Raw genomic sequence first — 19,077 nt, 5'->3', positions numbered from 1 at the left:
AGGCGGATCACTTCCCTTCCGCCCAGTTGTCGCCCCAGGCGGCATCGGCCAGCAGCGGTACGCGAAGGGGAACGGCCGACTCCATCAGCCCGCGGATCAACGCCGCATCCTGCTCCACACTGGCCCGGGGTGTCTCGAAGACAAGTTCATCATGTACCTGAAGCAGCATTTTCGCCCGCGATTCTCCGCCCCGCAAAGCGCGATCCACGTCGATCATGGCCTTCTTGATGAGGTCGGCCGCGGAACCCTGGACGACGGTGTTCACCGCCAGGCGCTCCCCGAGGGATACCTGCCCCCGGTTGCGGGAGTGCAACTCGGGAATGGGTCGCCGCCTGCCGAAGAGCGTCTCGGCGTAGCCCTTCGAGCGCGCCTCGTCAACGCAGTGATCGATGAACGAGCGGATGCCGGGATAGCGCTGAAAATAGCGGTTGATGAAATCGCGCGCTTCCGTCTGGGAGATACCCAGCCCGCGAGCCAAACCGAACGCGGTCTGGCCGTAGACGATGCCGAAGTTGACCGCCTTGGCCCGGGCCCGTTGCTCGGAGGTCACCGCCTCGGGCGTCACGCCGTTGACCTGGGCGGCCACCGCACGGTGGATATCCTGCCCCTGCTCGAACGCGGTAATCAGATTGCGGTCTTCGCAGAAATGGGCGAGCAGCCGGAGCTCGATCTGCGAGTAGTCAATCGTGAGGATCAACTGTTCGGGCGAACCCGCAATGAAGGCGCGGCGAATCTGCCGTCCCGTTTCCGTGCGGATGGGAATGTTCTGAAGGTTGGGGTCACTCGACGACAGCCGCCCCGTGATCGCGCCCGTCTGGTGGAATGACGTGTGGATGCGCCCCGTTCGCTTGGACACCATCTTCGGCAGCGTCTCGACATACGTGCTCCGCAGCTTCGCCAGTTCGCGGTATTCGAGGACAAGGCGAGGAATTGGATTGTCGGACGCGGCGGCCAGTGCCGTCAGCGTGTCCGCGTCGGTGCTGCGGCCGGTCTTCGTGCGCCGCTGGACCTTCAGTCCCTGGTCGTCGAAGAGCACCTCGGCGAGTTGTTTCGTGGAATCGACGTTGAACTCGCGCCCGGCCGCGCGATGAATGTCCCGCTGGAGCGCAAAGAGGCGGTCGCCCATGTCGCGGCTGAGTTCGGCGAGCAGCTTCGTGTCGAGGGCGATACCGTTGAACTCCATCGCGGTGAGCACATCGACCAGCGGCATTTCGACTTCATGGAACAGCTTTTCGACGTGGCTGCCGGCGATTTGCGGCTCGAAGACCTCCTTGAGCCGCCAGGTGAAATCCGCGTCCTCGGCCGCGTAGGTGCAGAGCCGCTGCGTGTCGATCATGTCCATGGTGAGCTGATCACGCCCTTTCCCGATCAGGTCGGTGATGGGGATCATCTCGTGCTGGAAATGGGCGCGAACCAGGCCGTCGAGAGAGAAGGAACGGCGCGACGGATCGAGCAGAAACGCGGCGATCATCGTATCGAAGGCGATGCCGGCAACATGAATGCCCAGGGCGCGGAGGACAAGCGCGTCAAACTTGATGTTCTGGCCGGACTTGCGGATTTGGGGATTCTCAAAGACAGGCTTGAGCACCGCAACGACCTCCGCCTCCGGCAGGACGCCGCCGCCGCCCGCGCGAACGGGCAGGAACCAGGCCTTTCCGGAGTGCCAGGCAAATGACAGTCCCACCAGCGCGGCATCGACCGGCTGCGTCGATGTCGTCTCCGTGTCGAAGGCGAACTCCCGCTGCGCGGCGAGCTCCCCGACGAACCGGGCGAAGCTCTCGGGCGTGTCCACGAGTACATAGTTGCCGGGCGGTGCGCCGGGCGCGGAAACCGTGGCGATCGTGGCCGCCGTCGTTCCGGCATCGGCACTCGTCGGCGACGGCAACGCGGGCTCCCCCGCAGGGTAGAGTGACGCGTTGGGATCCAGCGCGTCGAGCGCTTCCGTCAATCGACCGAAGGCGAGTTCGGCGAAGATCGGCCGTACGGCGGCGACCTGGATGCGGCTCGCGCGACACGCCTCCAGCTCGAAAGGGAACTGCACATCGCGGCGGAGTTCCACGAGCCGGCGCGTCTTTTCGAGGTTCGGACCGAACGCGCGGACCCGTTCGCTCTGCTTGGGCGTGAGTTCGTCGGCGTGCTCGACAACGGCCCGCGCGGAACCGTACCGCTGCACGAGCTTTGCGGCGGTCTTGACGCCGACTCCATCGACCCCGGGGATGTTGTCCACGGTGTCACCGGCAAGGCACTGAACCTCCACGGCCAGCTGCGGTGGGTAACCCTTGGACGCAAGTAGACCGGCCGCATCAATGGTCGTGTCGGCGTTGGCGTCGTACAGGCGAACGCGATCGGAGAGCAGTTGCTCCAGGTCCTTGTCCTTGCTCACGATGTAGACGTCGAGATCGCGCCCGCGGGTCTGCTCGCAGATGGTGGCGATGAGATCGTCGGCTTCGAAGCCGGGCAGTGTATAAAGAGGAATGTCCAGGGCGCGAACGATGGAGACGATGCGGTCCGCCTGCACCGGCAGGGCCTCCGGCGGCGGCTCCCGGTTGGCCTTGTACTCGGGATAGATGTCGCGGCGAAAGACCGTCTCGTCACTCACATCCATGACCATGCAGAGATAATCAGGCCGCTTGTTTCGAAGAATGTTGAACAGCATCTGGCAGAACACGAACGTGGCCCGCGTGGGTTCGCCGGCGGGGCTGGTCAGTTCGCGAAAGGGGGCGTAGAAGGCGCGGTAAATCTGGGCGTGGCCGTCAATGATGTAAAGTGATTGCGCCATCGAAGATGCCCATCTCTTGCGCGCCGCATTACAGCGTGGTGACGGTAGGATTGCACTGGTGACATGTCAAGGCGGTCAAGCATCTGCAGTTACGCCGTATTCAATCATGCCGGCCATTCCGTGTGGGCGGCGAGAGCAGGAGACACCACACGAATCGTCAATGCTGAGATGCTGATGAATTGAAGCGGGTTTGATTCCGAAGCGCCGTTTGTTGGACAAGCAACGGCCTGTGCGTTAGGCTCCGTTAACACGAAATGGATTTCCAGAAGGCAGTTCTTCGAGGAATTATGGCCACGACCCAAAAGAAAAAATCAGCCAAGACAACGAAAGAAATCCGGGACAATCATCGGTCCGCTCGCGAGGCCGGAGCGCCGAGTGCGATCCCGCCGATTCCATTCCCGCCCAACGGACAACAGCGTGTGGTCATTTCGGGCGTCACACCGGAGATCGACGCCGGGCGGTTCCCCATCAAGCGCGTCGTGGGCGAGGAGGTCGCCGTCGAGGCGGACGCATTCGCGGACGGACACGACCAGATTTCGTGCTGGCTCCTGGTTCGCGGCCCATCGGAGTCGCAGTGGCACGAATATCCCATGAACGCGCTGGGCAACGACCGCTGGCGCGGCGCGTTCCGCGTGACCGCGATGGGGACGTATCATTATTGCATCACCGCGGGCATCGACGCATTCCGCACCTGGCGCAACGACCTGATCAAGCGAATCGAGGCGAAGCAGGATATCTCCGTGGATCTCCTGATCGGCGCCAACCATGTCGAGAGCGCGGCCGGGCGCGCTTCCGGCGAAGACGCAGCCCGTCTGAAAATCCTGGCGGAGGCCATGCGAAACGGGTCCGACCCGGCCGTGAAGGTGGAGATCGCCCTGAGTGAGGAACTCTCCACGCTCGCCCACCAGTACCCTGACCGCGAGCACGGCACCACCTACCCGCGTGAATTGCGGGTCCACGTGGACCGCCCCAAGGCGCGGTTCTCGGCCTGGTACGAGATGTTTCCGCGCTCCGCTTCGCCGCAGCCGGGTCGACACGGCACACTGCGCGATTGCGAAGCGCGACTGGACTACATCGCCTACATGGGATTCGACGTACTCTATCTCCCGCCCATTCACCCCATCGGCCGCAAGTTCCGCAAGGGCCCCAACAACGACCCGCAGGGTGGAGAGGACGCCGTGGGTAGTCCATGGGGAATCGGCGCGGAGGAAGGGGGACATGACGCGATCCATCCCGAACTGGGAACGCCGGAGGATCTGCGAAATCTCATGGACGCGGCGTCGAAGCGCGGCATTGAGATCGCGCTGGATATCGCGTGGCAGTGCTCGCCGGACCACCCCTTTGTGAAGTCGCATCCGCAGTGGTTCCGGCAGCGTCCGGACGGCACGATCCAGTATGCGGAGAACCCCCCCAAGAAGTATCAGGACATTTACCCCGTCAATTTCGAGACGACGGACTGGCAGGCATTGTGGACGGAATTGCGCCGCGTGGTGCGGTATTGGATTGACCTGGGCATCCGCATCTTCCGGGTGGACAACCCTCACACGAAGCCGTTCCCCTTCTGGGAGTGGCTGATCGACGACATCCACCGCGATCATCCCGACGTCCTGTTCCTGTCCGAGGCATTCACACGCCCCAAGGTGATGTACGAACTGGCCAAGCGCGGATTCACCCAGTCGTATACGTATTTCGCCTGGCGGAATGTCAAATGGGAAATCGAACAGTACATGACAGAGTTGACGCGGACGGAAGTCGCGGAGTATTTCCGCCCCAACTTCTGGCCGAACACGCCGGACATTCTCAACGAGTATCTTCAAACGGGCGGGCGCCCGGCGTTCATGATCCGCCTGATCCTCGCGGCGACGCTGACGGCCAGCTACGGCATCTACGGACCGGCGTTCGAGCTCTGCGAGCACATTCCCCGGAATCCGGGCAGCGAGGAATACCTGCACTCCGAGAAATACGAAATCCGGCAGTGGAATCTCGACGCCCCGCACAGCCTCAAGGAGCTCATCGCCCTGGTGAATCGGGCGCGGCGGGAGCATCCCGCGCTGCAATCGAATGATTCGCTCGTATTCCACGGCATCGATAACGATCGGATTCTGCTGTACAGCAAATCGCATGCGGAATCGCAGGACCGGCTGCTCATGGCCGTGAACCTCGATCCCTACCATGCCGCGTCAGGCTGGACGCAGCTCGACCTGGGTGCCCTGGGGCTGGACCCCGGTGCATCCTACCAGGTCCATGATCTGCTGACGGATCAGTGGTTCACGTGGAGCGGAGACCGCAATTACATTCTGCTCGATCCGCACACGATGCCGGCGCACATGCTGCGCATTCAGCCGCGTCCGCGGAGTGAGCGGGACTACGAGCAATATAAGTAAGGTCGCGACGGTCGCGGGCCGACGGTCGGCGCCGGGGGCGGACCTGGCGGAGCGCCGCGTCGAGCCTGCCTGCATTGGACGCCGATCGCAGAAACATCGTGGGAGTCAGCATTGAGCAAGCGAACCAGCATCGTCGATACGGTTGATCAGCCGCCCACTTCGCGGAACAGTCTGCTTACCGAGGACGACATCTACCTGTTCAACGAGGGACGGCATTTCGATCTTTATAACAAGCTCGGGGCTCACGTGGTCGAATCGGGCGGGAGGAGCCTGACCCATTTCGGCGTCTGGGCGCCGAACGCGCGGGAGGTTTCGGTCATCGGCCCGTTCAATGACTGGACACCGGGGCGCCATCCCCTCCAGCCGCGCGGCTCCTCGGGAATCTGGGAAGGCGGATTCGAGAACGTCTCTCCCGGATGCATCTACAAGTACCACATCTCGTCGCATCAACGCGGGTACAGCGTCGCCAAGGCCGACCCCTTCGCCCGCTGCACCGAGCTCCCCCCGGGAACGGCGTCGGTCGTCTGGAACGGCGGGCACACCTGGCAGGACGGGGACTGGATGGAGCGGCGGGCATCGCAGAACATCCTCGCCGATCCCATCAGCGTCTACGAAATGCACCTCGGCTCCTGGCGCCGCAATTCTTCCACGCGGCAGTTTCTGAGCTACCGCGAGGTGGCCGATCCGCTCGTCGATTACCTGCAACGCGCCGGCTTCACACACGTGGAGTTCCTGCCCCTCATGGAACACCCCTTCTTCGGATCCTGGGGCTACCAGACCAGCGCCTATTTCGCACCGACGCGGCGCTTTGGCGAACCGGAAGACCTGATGTACCTCATCGACCGCCTGCACCAGGCGGGCATCGGGGTCATTCTCGACTGGGTGCCGTCGCACTTCCCCACGGACGAGCACGGGCTGGGATATTTCGACGGCACGCATCTGTACGAACATGCCGACCCCCGCCGCGGATTCCATCGTGATTGGAACACGCTGATCTTCAACTACGGGCGCAACGAGGTCCGCAGCTTCCTGGTCAGCAGCGCCATGTACTGGCTCGACAAGTTCCATGCCGACGGGCTGCGCGTGGATGCCGTGGCCTCCATGCTCTACCTGGATTACTCGCGCTCCGAAGGCGAGTGGATCCCCAACAAGTACGGGGGGCGGGAGGACCTGGAGGCCGTCGACTTCCTGCGGCAACTGAACGAAACGGTCTACGCACGCTATCCGGGCGTGCAGACCACGGCCGAGGAGTCCACCTCGTGGCCCGGCGTGTCCCGCCCCACCTACCTGGGCGGCCTGGGATTCGGTTTCAAGTGGGACATGGGCTGGATGCACGACACGTTGCAGTACATGTCGCGGAATCCGGTCTACCGCAAATACCACCACGATAAGCTCACCTTCCGCAACGTCTACGCCAGCTCCGAGAATTTCGTGCTGCCCCTCTCGCACGACGAGGTTGTGCACGGCAAGGGCTCGCTGCTGGGCAAGATGCCGGGAGACGACTGGCAGCGCTTTGGGAACCTGCGCCTTCTGCTGGGAAGCATGTACGCCACCACCGGAAAGAAGTTGCTGTTCATGGGAGCGGAACTGGGGCAGTGGAGCGAGTGGAACCACGACGCCGAGCTCGACTGGAACCTCCTGGAGTTTCCTTTCCATGAAGGTATGTTGCGCTGGGTAAGCGATCTGAATGCGGCCTATCGCCGGGAGCCCGCCCTGCATGACGGCGACTGCCGCCCCGACGGGTTCGAGTGGATCGATGCCGACGATTCACAGCAGAGCGTGCTGACCTATCTCCGCCGCGGAAACGGCCCGCGCGACACCATCCTGGTCGCGGTGAACTTCACGCCGGTGCCACGCGAGAATTACCGAATCGGTGTGCCCGCCAGCGGCTACTGGCAGGAGATTCTCAACAGCGATGCCGCCTTCTACGGCGGAAGCGGAATGGGCAACTACGGCGGGGTCCAGGCCGTTCCGGTCGCCTGGCACAATCGACCGCTCTCGGTGAAGATCACCGTTCCTCCCTTGGCGATTGTGATGTTCAAATGCCCTCCCGAAATCGTGACATGACGCAAGTGCATCCACTCGGCGCCGTCCCGTCGCCGGAAGGGACCTGCCGCTTCACGGTCTGGGCACCGCAAGCGGAAGCGGTGGAGGTCATCCTGGGCGAATCCGGCGACCGCTGTCACCGGCTGGACGCGGTCGATCGGGGCTATCACACCGGCGTGGCGGCGGACGTTCGTCCGGGGGCCCGCTATCGATTTCGCCTCGACGGCGAAATCGAACGCCCCGATCCTGCATCCTCCTCCCAACCGGACGGCGTGCACGGCTCTTCCGCGGTGATCGATCCGCGGTTTGCCTGGACCGACCGCCAATGGAAAGGCCTGCCACTCTCTCATTACGTTATCTATGAACTCCACGTGGGAACTTTCTCGGCCTCGGGCACCTTCGCCGGCGTGGAAAAGCACCTGCCGGCGCTGCGCGAACTGGGCGTTACGGCCGTCGAGCTCATGCCTGTGGCACAGTTCCCCGGCACACGGAACTGGGGCTACGACGGCGCCTACCCCTTCGCCGTGCAGAATTCCTACGGAGGCGCCGAAGGACTGAAGCATCTGGTGGATGCGGCGCACGGCCTCGGCATGGCTGTCGTGCTGGACGTCGTCTACAACCACCTCGGACCGGAGGGCAACTATCTCAGAGACTTCGGCCCCTACTTCACCTCGCGGTATCATACGCCCTGGGGACAGGCGCTGAACTTCGATGGTCCTGAGAGTGACGAAGTCCGTCGCTTCTTCATCGACAACGCCCTGCGCTGGGTGGACGAATTCCACATGGACGCCCTGCGTCTCGACGCCGTCCACGCCATCGTGGACAACTCCGCCTATCCGTTTCTCCGCGAGCTCACCGACGCGGTCCACGCCCGCGCCGACCACTTGGGCCGAGTGATCCACGTGATCGCCGAAACCGACGCCAACGACAACCGCGTCTGCCGCAAGCCCGGCCGCCGCGATCTGGGATGCGACGGCCAATGGTGCGACGACGTCCATCATGCCCTCCACGCGCGCCTGACAGGGGAACGCGACGGCTACTATGCCGACTTCGGATCGTTGGATGACGTCGTGGTGGCATTACGCGACGGCTACGTATACCAGGGACAGTATTCGGTTTTCCGCCGCCGCCGCCACGGCAGCTCGCCCGAGGAGCTTTCGCCCGGACAGTTCGTCGTCTGCATTCAGAACCACGACCAGGTGGGCAATCGGATGCTCGGCGACCGGCTGACGACGCTTGTATCGCCGGAGGCATCCAAGCTCGCCGCGGGAGCCGTCATCCTCTCTCCCTTCATCCCGCTGCTGTTCATGGGCGAGGAATACGGGGAGACGGCGCCGTTCCAGTATTTTGTCAGCCACAAGGACCCCGGCCTGATCGAGGCGGTGCGCAAGGGCCGGCGGGAAGAATTCGCCTCGTTCTCCTGGAAAGGCGAAACGCCCGATCCCCAGGCCGAGGAGACCTTTAACCGTTCACGCCTCAACCACGACCTGTCCCAGTCCGAGCCCCACTGCCGGATACGGGAATATTACCGGGCGCTGCTTCGACTGCGGTCCTCGTCTCCGGTACTCTCTGCGGCGGGCGTGGAATGGCATCAGGTTGAGGCGCTCGCGGGGACTTCCGTCGTGCGGATCAAGAGACAGCAGAACGACGCGGATGCTACGGCCCTGCTATTCCTGAATTTCGCCGAGAAGGCCGCCGCCGTGGAGCTTCCCGCGGACCGCAGGCCGTGGCGCATTGCGCTGGACTCCGCCGACCGGCAGTGGGCCGGACCGGGAGAGAATCGATCCGGCACCGCCGCCGGCGATCGAATCGACCTCTACCCCTATTCGATGGTGGTCTTGCTGCCCCAGCAAAGCCCGTAGAAGGGAACGTCACCGGCATGGATCGCTATGTGTGTGTTCACGGGCATTTCTACCAGCCGCCCCGCGAGAACGCCTGGCTGGAGTCGGTCGAGGTCCAGGACTCGGCTCACCCCTACCACGACTGGAACGAGCGAATCACGGCCGAGTGCTACGGCCCCAACGCCTGGGCGCGCATCCTCGACGGCGACGGGCGGATCGTCGACATCGTCAACAATTATGCCCGGATCAGCTTCAACTTCGGCCCGACTCTTCTGAGCTGGCTCGAGGAGAAAGCCCCCAAGGTCTACGCCGCGATTCTCGAAGGCGACCGCCTGAGCCGGGAACGCTACGCCGGACACGGCTCGGCCATCGCCCAGGCCTACAACCACATGATCCTGCCGCTGGCCAACCGGCGCGACAAATACACGCAGATTCGATGGGGCATCCGCGACTTCGAGCATCGCTTCCAGCGCGCCCCCGAAGGCATGTGGCTTCCGGAAACCGCCGTCGACAAGGAGTCGCTTTCCCTGATGGCCGAGCAGGGCATCAAGTTCACCGTCCTCTCCCCCTACCAGGCATCGCGATTTCGCAAGATCGGCGTCCGCCACTGGCGCGACGGCACGGAAGGCAAGATCGATCCGTCCCGTGCCTATCGCGTCCGCCTGTCACGCCGGCAGCAGATCACCGTCTTCTTCTACGACGGCCCCATCTCCCGCGCTGTGGCCTTCGAAAAGCTACTGGACAACGGCGAGACTTTCGCTAACCGATTGCTCAGCGGACTCAACGACTCCCGCGACTGGCCGCAACTCGTCCACATCGCCACGGATGGCGAAAGCTACGGCCACCACCATCGCGGCGGCGAAATGGCCCTGGCGTACGCCCTGCGCCATATCGAAGAATACCAGCCGGTGAAGCTCACGAATTACGGTGAATATCTGGAGAAGCACCCGCCCGAGCAGGAAGTGGATATCGTGGAGAACACGGCCTGGAGCTGCGTGCACGGCGTCGGGCGGTGGGAGCGCGACTGCGGATGCAACTCCGGCGGGCACGGCGACTGGAACCAGTCCTGGCGGGCTCCGTTGCGGAACGCCTTGAATGACCTCCGCGACACCCTCGCGGAACCCTACGAATCCCGCGCCAAGGAGCTGCTCAAGGATCCCTGGGCGGCGCGCAACGGCTACATCGAGGTCATCCTCGATCGCAGCGATCATTCCCTGGAAGAATTCCTCAAACGTCACGCCGTCGGCGAGCTCTCCCACGAGCAGACCGTCGACGCCCTCCGGCTGCTGGAACTACAGCGCCACGCCATGCTGATGTTCACGAGCTGCGCGTGGTTCTTTGATGAAATCTCGGGAATCGAAACCGTGCAGGTCTTACAGTACGCCGCGCGGACGCTGCAACTGGCCGAGGAAACGCTGGGCCGCTCCTTTGAAGACGAGTTCCTGGCCAAGATCGAAAACGCCAAGAGCAACATCCCGGAGTTCGAGAACGGCAGAAAGATCTACGAAATGTGGGTGCGACCCGCCCGCGTCGATCTCAAGCGGCTCGCCGTCCACTTCGCCTTCATCTGTCTGTTTGAGGACCAGCAGTGCACCACCTCGGTCTATGCCTACGATGTCCGCGACACGCGCCACGAACATGCCGAGGTCGGACGGATGCGCTACCTCGTCGGCCGGGCGCAATTCTCTTCGCGCATCACCCGGGCCCATACGTCCTTGAGCTACGCCGTGCTGCACTGGGGCGATCACAATCTCATCGGCGGCGTCCGCGAGTTCGAAGACGACCCGGCCTTCGAATCGCTCCGCCAGGACGGCCTCGATCTGTTCCGCAAGGCGAACATCGGCGGACTGACGGCCTTTCTCAACGAACGGTTCGGGGCCTCGGTGTACTCCATGGCCACGCTCTTCAAGGACGAGCAGCGCCAGGTGATCAGGCACGTCGTCGCGGAGCGGATGGCCGAGGTGGACGAGCAGTTCCGCGTTCTTCTCGATCATCATGCGCCGCTGACGCGCTTCATGATCGATCTCTCGCTGCCCGTTCCCCGGCAGTTGCGGGTGATCGGGGAGACGGTACTCGGGACACGCCTGCGATCCATCCTCCGCGAGCCGGATCCCGACCTTCAGCAGGCCCGCGCCACGTGGAAGGAAATGAAGGACTGGCCGGGACTGGACCTGGATATCGAACAGCTCGGTCACACGTTCGATGAGACCATGCATCGACTGATGGAGCGCCTGTCCGAATCCCCGCGCGACCTGAACGTCCTGCGCCAGTGCGCCGAGTTCGCTGCGTTCATTCGCGAGACGAGCGTGCCCATGAACCTCGCTGAGTCGCAGAACATTCTGCACGGCCTCCAGGAGGACGTCCGCGGCGATATGCAGTCCAAGTCGCAGGGCGGCGACGACCAGGCGGGCCAGTGGTGCCAGCAGTTTGACGCGCTGGCCGGAGCCCTGTGGTTCAAGACGAGTTAGGTCATGCAAACGCCACTGGTGGCCACCTACCGGGTCCAACTGCAACCCGGGTTCGACTTCAATGCCGCCGCCTCGGTCGTCGACTACCTTGCCGGCATCGGGATCAGTCATCTCTACTGCTCCCCGTGCCTTCAGGCCGCACCGGGCAGCACGCACGGATATGACGTCGTCGACCCCACGAGCGTCAGCGCCGAACTCGGCGGCACCGCGGGATTCACCCGCCTGTGCGACGCCCTGCATCGCGCCGGAATGGGCCTCATTCTCGACGTGGTCCCCAACCACATGGCCATCAGCGGGCGAGCCAATGCCTGGTGGTGGGACGTGCTCGAGAACGGTCCCTCCAGTCTGTACGCCCGCCATTTTGATGTCGACTGGGACCCGCCCGAGTCCAAGTTTCGAAACCTGATCCTCGTCCCCATTCTGGGCGATCGCTATGGAAAGGTGCTCGAATCGGGAGAGCTGGCGCTGCACCGCGAAGGCGGACACTTCTACCTCCGCTACTATGAACACGAACTGCCCATCGGCCCCCGATCGCTCGAAGACGTACTCAACGCCGCGGCCATGCGCGCGCCCTCAGACGAACTGTCCTTCCTCGCCGGCGCCTTCGGGCGTCTTCCGCAGGCCACGCGGACGGACTTCTCCAGCGCCGGGCGGCGGCACCGCGACAAGGCCGTGCTCGCCCGGTTGCTTGAGCGACTATGCACGGCGCAGCCCGCCGTCGCCGAGGCCATCGATGCCGTGCTCTCCGAATGGCAGCGGCTTCCCGCCGCGATGGACGCCCTGCTCAAGCGGCAGAACTACCGCCTTGCCTTCTGGCGAAACGCCGAGCGCGAAATGGGCTACCGGCGCTTCTTCGACATCAACAGCCTCATCGCTCTCCGCGTCGAGGACGAAAACGTCTTTCACGATACGCACGGGCTGATTCTCCACTGGGTCCGCGAGGGCAAGGTGGACGGACTGCGGATCGATCACGTCGACGGGCTGCGTAATCCCGGCCATTACCTGCGGCGGCTCCGTGAGGCCGCCCCCAAGGCGTGGGTCGTCGTGGAGAAGATTCTTCAGCCGGACGAATTGCTTCCCGCGGACTGGCCCGTCGCCGGCACAACCGGATACGACTTCCTCGCCGCCGTCAACGGACTCTTCGTGCACCCCCAGGCCAGGACGCGCCTGACGGAGTTCTACGTGGAATTCACCGAGGAAAGCACCGATTTCGCGGAAGTCGTTCACGATCGGAAGGAGCTCATCCTTTCCACGAGTCTCGGCGCGGACGTGAACCGCCTGACCTCTCTCCTGCTGAGAATCTCGGGCAGCCGGCCGGTGTCCCAGGACTTCACTCGTCACGAATTGCACGAGGCGCTCCGCGAGGTTGTGGCCGGCTTCCCCGTCTACCGCACATATATCGTCCCGGATCGGGGCTCGCCCGCTGAAGGGGACTCCGCGATCATCCAGACGACCATCACCACCGCGAAACAGCGCCGCGAGGATCTTGATGCACGGCTGTTTTCCTTTCTGGAAGACCTGCTTCTGCTGCGCCTGACGGGCCGTCGCGAAACGGAGTTTGTGCAGCGTTTCCAGCAGCTATGCGCCCCGACCATTGCCAAGGGCGTGGAGGACACGGCCTTCTACGATTTCAACCGCTTCGTCGCCCTGAACGAGGTGGGCGGCGAGCCCGATCACTTCGCGACAAGTCTGGCCACCTTTCACGAAGGAAACGCCCGAAGGCAGGTCCGCTGGCCCGAATCCATGTTGACCACATCCACGCATGACACGAAACGAAGCGAGGATGTTCGCGCCCGCCTGGCGGTATTGTCGGAGATGCCCGACGACTGGTGCGCGGCCGTGGAGCGTTGGTCAACGATCAACGAACCGTTGAAAACGAATGGATACCCGGATCGCAATACCGAGTATCTTCTGTATCAGACGCTGGTCGGCGCCTGGCCGATCGAGCTGGAGCGGCTCTCGGCGTACGCACTCAAGGCGGCGCGGGAAGCCAAGCGGCACACCTCGTGGACCGATCAGAACGCCGAATACGAAGAAGCCTTGGGGCGCTTCGTGGAGGGCATTCTCGGCAACGAGCCGTTCGTCCGTGACCTCGAAGCCTTCGTTGAACCGCTCGTCGTTCCCGGTCGCATCAACGCGCTCGCCCAGGTTCTTGTGAAGCTCACCGCACCGGGAGTGCCCGACACCTACCAGGGAACGGAGCTCTGGGACCTGAGCCTGGTCGATCCGGACAACCGCCGGCCGGTGGATTTCGACCGTCGCCGGGCATTGCTCGCCGAATCAGCCGACAAGGGACTTACGCTTGATCAGATTGCCGAAGAGTCCGGCACCGTCAAACTGGAGTTGATTCGTCGGGCGCTGGCCGTCCGTCAACGACTGCCTCTGTCGTTCGGCCCCGAAGGCAGCTATGAACCGCTCCTTGCCGAAGGCCGGCGATCAGACCACGTGGTCGCCTTTATCCGCGGGGGTGAAGTGATCACCGTCGTTCCGCGCTGGTGGCCGACACTCCCGCGACGGTGGGAAAACACGACGCTGACCATCCCGCCGGGCAGGTGGCATAACGAACTCACCGCCGAAGAAACAAACGAGGGCGCCAGGTCGATGGAATCGCTTCTGAAGCGTTTTCCGGTCGCTTTGCTGACCATCGTGCATTGACGCTTGAGATCCGCTGTTACCACGTGGTGACTTGCCGGAGTGCGCGAATTTGGTACAGTTCGCCGCCTGACAAGCTGGGGTCCGGTTCGATTCTGAAACCGGATCGAGGTTCTGGTTTTTTCCTGAGATGTGAAAGGACTTGTCCATGATGAAGAAGGTACTTTCGGCGGGTGGTCGCATGCTGGTTGTGGCCGCGGTGGCGCTTTTCGCCGGTTCGATGTTGACCTCGACGGGTTGCGCGTCGAAGGGCAAGTGCTGCGAGGCGAAGATGACGGCCGACGGCAAGTGCAGCAAGGACTGCAAGGGCGACTGCAAGAACTGCTCCGGCTGCAAGAAGGCCGGCAACTAGCGACCAGAATCCGGATCGACGACGGGTCGATCGACAGTTTTCGCAAGACGGGAGCGCGTCGTTTCACGATGCGGCTCCCGTTCTTTTTTTGCCACAGGGGCCAAGGCCCCGTGTCGCTCCCCTTCCGCACGGCCCGCTTCCTCCGACAGGTCATTCAGTTACGAAATTTCATGGGCAATCCCCGTCGTTGACCGCAAACTGCCTTGGGACACCGGTCCCGGATCGGGTATACTGGGCCACGTTGTGTCTGATTCAAACGTAGTACACGCGGGAGACGGACCATGTACGGCGGCGAAATCCACATCACACCGGGAATGCAGCGCTACATCGACCGGAACAACGACTACCTCGCCCGGCGAAGCCAGTACATCCGCGACGTGGTGAAGAAGTGGCGGTTCGACACGATCGCCGTCCACGGTCTGTACACCGTGCAGGACGCGTTGGAGGATTACCAGGGCTCGATCATCGAGCCCATCTTCATGAGCACATCGCAGGCGTTTCGCGACAGCGACGAAATGGCGGCCGCCCTGGCTTACCTCATCCCCTCCTGGACCTATTCGCGCATTGCGAACCCCTCGACCTACTATTACGAATGGACGCTTGCCCTGCTCGAGGCCTACGGCTTCGACGGCGAGACCTCGGCCTGTTCCACTTCGTCGGGCATGGCGGCGATCATGACGGCCGTACAGCCGTTCCTCGTTCACAAGAAGCACCATGTTCTGGAGCCGCGGAACTTCGTGGCCACGGCCCAGTGCTACGGGGGGACGTTCCAGCAGTTCAAGGTCCGCCTGATGGAGGAGCGGGACATCGAGGTCCGCTGGGTGGAGGACCCCACGAACATCAACGAGTGGGCGGAAAAGATCGACGAGAACACGCGCTTCCTGTACGGCGAACTGCCTAGTAATCCCGGGCTGGGGTTCTTCGACGTGGCCGCGGTGGCGGATCTCGCCCACAGCCACAACCTGCCGCTGATCTGCGATACGACGGTCGCCACGCCCGCCCTGCTGCGGCCCATCTGCCACGGGGCGGATCTGGTGGTCCACTCCGCGACCAAGACGCTGACCAGCAGCGGATTCGGCGTGTGCGGCGCGGTCATCGCCCGCAACAACCTCATCACCAACATTGATAACGATGCCCTCAAGCGCGACTTCGCCCTGTACGTGAAGTATCTGCCCAACCGCGACCACGGCCCCAACCTGCACCCCATGCAGGCGGTGATGACGCTCAACGACATGCGCACGCTGCGCTCCAAGGTGGACCTGATGAGCTGCAACACCATGAAGGTGGCGCGGTTTCTGGAAGAACATCCCATGGTGGAGAGCGTCGAGTACCTGGGTCTGCCCAACCATCCACGGTACGAGCTGGCCTCGAAGTACATGTGGCTGGTGGACGCCGAGTACGACGAGCAATACGGCAAACCGGTAAACCGCTACGGGCATTTGATGTCCTTCTGCGTGAAGGGCGGGCCGGAGCCGACGCGACGTTTCTTCGATGCCTTGGAGCGGGTCTGGCGGGCGACGGACCTGGGCCGGATCAAGAGCGTGGCCACGATCCCGGCGATCTCCACGCACCAGCAGCAAGGCGAGGAAGGCCGCAAGCTGGCGCACATCCCGCCGAACATGGTCCGCCTGTGTGTCGGGGCCGAGCATCCGGACGACATCATCGCCGACCTCGATCAGGCGCTGCATCGCATTTCGACGCGCGCGGCCGTGGGTGTGCCGAGCAAGGCGGGGCTCTAGGGGCCGCCGACGACGCGACACCGAACATGCCTGGTCTGCCTGTGTTGCGCGCGGCGCCGGGATTGCTGCGCATCCGGGCGAGCTTTCGTTGCTTTGAATCTGGCGTGGTTTGCCGGGACACGATCGGCACTCCTTTCGGTTTGCAGAGACGGGACAACTCCCGAGCCGGGCCGTGGCGGACTCGAGGTCCCTCTACAGGTAATAACGCGCAAGGGCGCGCACTCGGCGCGGCGCACAAAGTGAGCGCCCCGCAATGGGGCGCCGGTTACTAAGTTGAACGTTCAACTTAAAATGTCAGCGACAATGGCTAAATGTTTCTTTCAGTTTATTTTCCTGAAGCGTCGGGGATTGTTGGTGTGTTGAAATGAGGCGCGCGGCCGGAATGGCGATTGGCCAGTCATTTGCCTCTGTCGGGGCAGGAGCGGGATGGTTGAAGGCGGACGATCGCGGGGGACGGTGGAGCGGAGGGAGTGTCAATTGTGTCCGACGCTTCGCAAGGGGGCGGCGTCATGAGCATGGCGGCGCTCGCCTGCGGCTCGCTTGGCCATGGCACCCGGCGCTCAATTCAAGATGTGCTTGGCCGAACTCTCACAGGAGTCGCACCCTGCGAGGCTATCTTGAATGCATCAGAACCCCGGCGCCACTTTTCCGTCCGGGCCGACATATTGCCCGTCCCCCAGCGTGCACCTTCTGGCGGCGCTGATCACCTGGGGAGGGATCTGCCTATCTCCGATAGCCAGTTGAATTGTCGCGTCGTTCAGGTACCCGACGCCAATCGCCCGACCGTCTTCGTCAAGGACTTGGATTTCATAGACTGAGTCGATCGTTGGTCGATCGAATCCTCGAAGTTTGCGAACAGAGCACCATTCTACCATGACTCGCCTAATCTCCGGGGAGGGAAAACCCATTCGTTACCGGTGGATTATGTTCGCCGACCCTCCAGCGCCAGTACGCGGTGTCAGGCTTCCCAGGGTAGCGCAACTCCCCGAAACGCAAGCATTTGGGGATCCTCCCGCTGTACGGTCGCCTTATCAAAGGGCCAACGAGTCTTGCCGAGCTCCTTCATAAAAAGGAAGCGCAAGAAGTGCCAGATATCGGAAGCAACGATATACACAGGGGTATTGTCGTCTACACTCGCCTCCACGAAAAGCACAGGCTCTCCAAATCCGAACTCTTTGGCAGTTGAAACAATGTAGTAATTACCGCAACCGTCGCCAGCTATCGGAATCCATTTCCGGGCGATCCAATTGGGGTGTAACTCCAATAACCATTGCATGTCGAGGGTTTTTCTCGACGTTTGGATTCCCATGATTCCGCCCGGGCCCACGCACGGTCCATTGGTCACGCCGAGCCACTGGCGTACAGCAGGTGGCAGCTTAAGCCGCGTTTCCTTCTCGAATGCATTTTTCATCTCATCAGTTGCCCCCGACGGAATCGAATCCTCCGGCGGCCTGGGTACTTCGCTCAGCAATGCCTCTACCTCATTGGCAATCGATTTCATGGACCCACCTTCATTTGGGGAATACCCATGCGTCAGAGAACATGTCATCAATCTTAAGAACTTGCTCCATGAGTTCAACCTGTGATGGTGTTCGCCCCGCTAGCGATCTCTTCCAGGCATTCCATTCATTGTTGATGAGCACGTGCGTTGGCGCGTCAACGCCAACAAGATTTGACAACCTATTGGGATCGGCCCGACCAAGCACGTGTGACCACTCAAGTGGAACCCGATGGTGGATTTGGAGATTATCCCAAACGGCCCTCCGTCCCGTGGCTCGCTCCCAAATCGCCCGTGCCTCTGTCCTTAGCGCATCGCTTGCTTCGCGGGAAAGCTTTGACCCAACGGTAACGGGCGCGGTCCCAATCCCGAAGAACTCTCGCTGCGCGCTTGTACCGGCGTCAAGTGTTTCCAGCAAGGCCCGTCGGCCACCGGCACGGTTGGCAAAATACCGAAACGCCCTTCGGCCAAGCCCAACGACACCACGCGCCACCTTGAATCCAATGTAACCGACCGTAAGCTTAAACGTGATTACCTGATAAGCATCATAGTACGCGATGCCTCGGTCGATGCCGGAGAAGTCGAACGCGTCGTCAGAGAAACTGATGATATCGTCGATTACCGCACTGCGTTCGTTCTGAAGGAAGGCGACGCCTTTGAGCGCGTCGACGGTCGAGACGGCCATGTCGGCATAGTGTCCGAACATGTCGCCCTGAATGCCCATGCCGCCGCTCACGTCTGCATACGAAAATAACCCGCTGGGGTCGGTGCGGTTTGGCGGGGTGCTCTGGGTGTACTCATAGAAATTCATCCCGTCGCCGTATTGGAGTTCGTAGGCGGGGGAGACGGTGACCATGGGGAAGTCACCCTGGTAGTGCATGGTGGCCTGAATGAGCAGGGCCGTGCCGTTGGGGTCGCGCTGGAGGTAGCGGCCGGTGACGGGGTCGTAGACCGCCTCGGCGGGCGTGACGGTTATGCCGAAGGTGAAGGCGAAGATGACGGCCAGGGAAATGCTCTTGCGGAAGCGATAGGTAAAACTCATGGGTTTGGTTCCTGATCAGGTGATTGCGGTTGCGGCGATTGCTGTTGTGGTGAATGCTTCGGCGAGGTCGCCGGAGGCAGGTCCGGGAGAACCGTCGGGGCCGCGCTTTCGCGCGAGGAAGCGTTATCGGACTGGCGCTGCGCTTGCACTCGCTGTTCGAGCCTGCGGTGCATGTCCTCGGCGATGAGGCGGCTCAACTCCTGGTTGCGGCGATTGGTCTCTTCGATGTATTGCTGCGTGTGCGAGACGGGCGGCTTCCATTGCTCGGGAAAGCGC

The 19,077-nt window shown here is 62.6% G+C and carries 12 protein-coding genes; 7 read left to right on the top strand and 5 right to left on the bottom strand.

What is annotated here, in order from left to right; translation table 11 throughout:
• Positions 1–7: 7 nt before the first annotated feature.
• A complete protein-coding gene (gene polA / locus J5J06_09665; protein ID MCO6437340.1) occupies positions 8–2,779 on the bottom strand; it encodes a DNA polymerase I in 2,772 nt (923 codons plus the stop codon).
• Positions 2,780–3,066: 287 nt separating this feature from the next.
• Here polA and J5J06_09660 point away from each other — a divergent pair, with 287 nt between their 5' ends.
• From J5J06_09660 to J5J06_09630, 7 genes are all read left to right on the top strand, one after another.
• The gene (locus J5J06_09660) at positions 3,067–5,163 is read left to right on the top strand and encodes an alpha-1,4-glucan--maltose-1-phosphate maltosyltransferase (protein MCO6437339.1); all 2,097 of its coding nucleotides are present in this window, start codon (positions 3,067–3,069) and stop codon (positions 5,161–5,163) included.
• Positions 5,164–5,274: 111 nt separating this feature from the next.
• Positions 5,275–7,230 (top strand): 1,4-alpha-glucan branching protein GlgB, encoded by a 1,956-nt coding sequence (gene glgB, locus J5J06_09655; GenBank protein ID MCO6437338.1) that lies wholly within the window; start codon positions 5,275–5,277, stop codon positions 7,228–7,230.
• Positions 7,227–9,071, top strand: coding sequence for a malto-oligosyltrehalose trehalohydrolase (gene treZ, locus J5J06_09650; GenBank protein MCO6437337.1), 1,845 nt, complete (start codon positions 7,227–7,229; stop codon positions 9,069–9,071). The genes glgB and treZ overlap by 4 nt, the downstream gene beginning before the upstream one ends.
• 17 nt (positions 9,072–9,088) lie before the next feature.
• Positions 9,089–11,518, top strand: coding sequence for a DUF3536 domain-containing protein (locus J5J06_09645; GenBank protein ID MCO6437336.1), 2,430 nt, complete (start codon positions 9,089–9,091; stop codon positions 11,516–11,518).
• A gap of 3 nt (positions 11,519–11,521) precedes the next feature.
• A complete protein-coding gene (treY, locus tag J5J06_09640; protein MCO6437335.1) occupies positions 11,522–14,173 on the top strand; it encodes a malto-oligosyltrehalose synthase in 2,652 nt (883 codons plus the stop codon).
• A 145-nt stretch (positions 14,174–14,318) separates the two neighbouring features.
• Complete coding sequence (locus J5J06_09635; protein MCO6437334.1) at positions 14,319–14,522, top strand: hypothetical protein; 204 nt, start codon at positions 14,319–14,321, stop codon at positions 14,520–14,522.
• Positions 14,523–14,848: 326 nt separating this feature from the next.
• On the top strand, positions 14,849–16,261 hold the full coding sequence (locus J5J06_09630; GenBank protein MCO6437333.1) for an O-acetylhomoserine aminocarboxypropyltransferase/cysteine synthase: 1,413 nt from the start codon (positions 14,849–14,851) through the stop codon (positions 16,259–16,261).
• 626 nt (positions 16,262–16,887) lie between these two features.
• On the opposite strand, the gene J5J06_09625 is transcribed toward J5J06_09630, so the two are convergent.
• From J5J06_09625 to J5J06_09610, 4 genes are all read right to left on the bottom strand, one after another.
• Positions 16,888–17,136, bottom strand: coding sequence for a hypothetical protein (locus J5J06_09625; GenBank protein ID MCO6437332.1), 249 nt, complete (start codon positions 17,134–17,136; stop codon positions 16,888–16,890).
• An 83-nt stretch (positions 17,137–17,219) separates the two neighbouring features.
• Positions 17,220–17,762, bottom strand: coding sequence for an SMI1/KNR4 family protein (locus J5J06_09620; GenBank protein MCO6437331.1), 543 nt, complete (start codon positions 17,760–17,762; stop codon positions 17,220–17,222).
• A gap of 10 nt (positions 17,763–17,772) precedes the next feature.
• Positions 17,773–18,801 (bottom strand): hypothetical protein, encoded by a 1,029-nt coding sequence (locus tag J5J06_09615; protein MCO6437330.1) that lies wholly within the window; start codon positions 18,799–18,801, stop codon positions 17,773–17,775.
• On the bottom strand, positions 18,798–19,077 hold a 280-nt coding region (locus tag J5J06_09610), incomplete at its 5' end, for a hypothetical protein (GenBank protein MCO6437329.1). The genes J5J06_09615 and J5J06_09610, both read right to left, overlap by 4 nt.

It is taken from the genome of Phycisphaerae bacterium (assembly GCA_024102815.1).
Lineage (GTDB): Bacteria > Planctomycetota > Phycisphaerae > UBA1845 > UBA1845 > JAGFJJ01.
The sequence above is the reverse complement of the archived record's forward strand: the minus strand, read 5'-3'. Positions and strand labels throughout refer to the sequence as shown.

Bases quoted from the DNA above. Each gene is read 5' to 3' on its own strand.
- polA (MCO6437340.1), bottom strand. From the start codon at position 2,779: ATGGCGCAATCACTTTACATCATTGACGGCCACGCCCAGATTTACCGC.
- J5J06_09660 (MCO6437339.1), top strand. From the start codon at position 3,067: ATGGCCACGACCCAAAAGAAAAAATCAGCCAAGACAACGAAAGAAATC.
- treZ (MCO6437337.1), top strand. From the start codon at position 7,227: ATGACGCAAGTGCATCCACTCGGCGCCGTCCCGTCGCCGGAAGGGACC.
- J5J06_09645 (MCO6437336.1), top strand. From the start codon at position 9,089: ATGGATCGCTATGTGTGTGTTCACGGGCATTTCTACCAGCCGCCCCGC.
- treY (MCO6437335.1), top strand. From the start codon at position 11,522: ATGCAAACGCCACTGGTGGCCACCTACCGGGTCCAACTGCAACCCGGG.
- J5J06_09635 (MCO6437334.1), top strand. From the start codon at position 14,319: ATGATGAAGAAGGTACTTTCGGCGGGTGGTCGCATGCTGGTTGTGGCC.
- J5J06_09625 (MCO6437332.1), bottom strand. From the start codon at position 17,136: ATGGTAGAATGGTGCTCTGTTCGCAAACTTCGAGGATTCGATCGACCA.
- J5J06_09620 (MCO6437331.1), bottom strand. From the start codon at position 17,762: ATGAAATCGATTGCCAATGAGGTAGAGGCATTGCTGAGCGAAGTACCC.
- J5J06_09615 (MCO6437330.1), bottom strand. From the start codon at position 18,801: ATGAGTTTTACCTATCGCTTCCGCAAGAGCATTTCCCTGGCCGTCATC.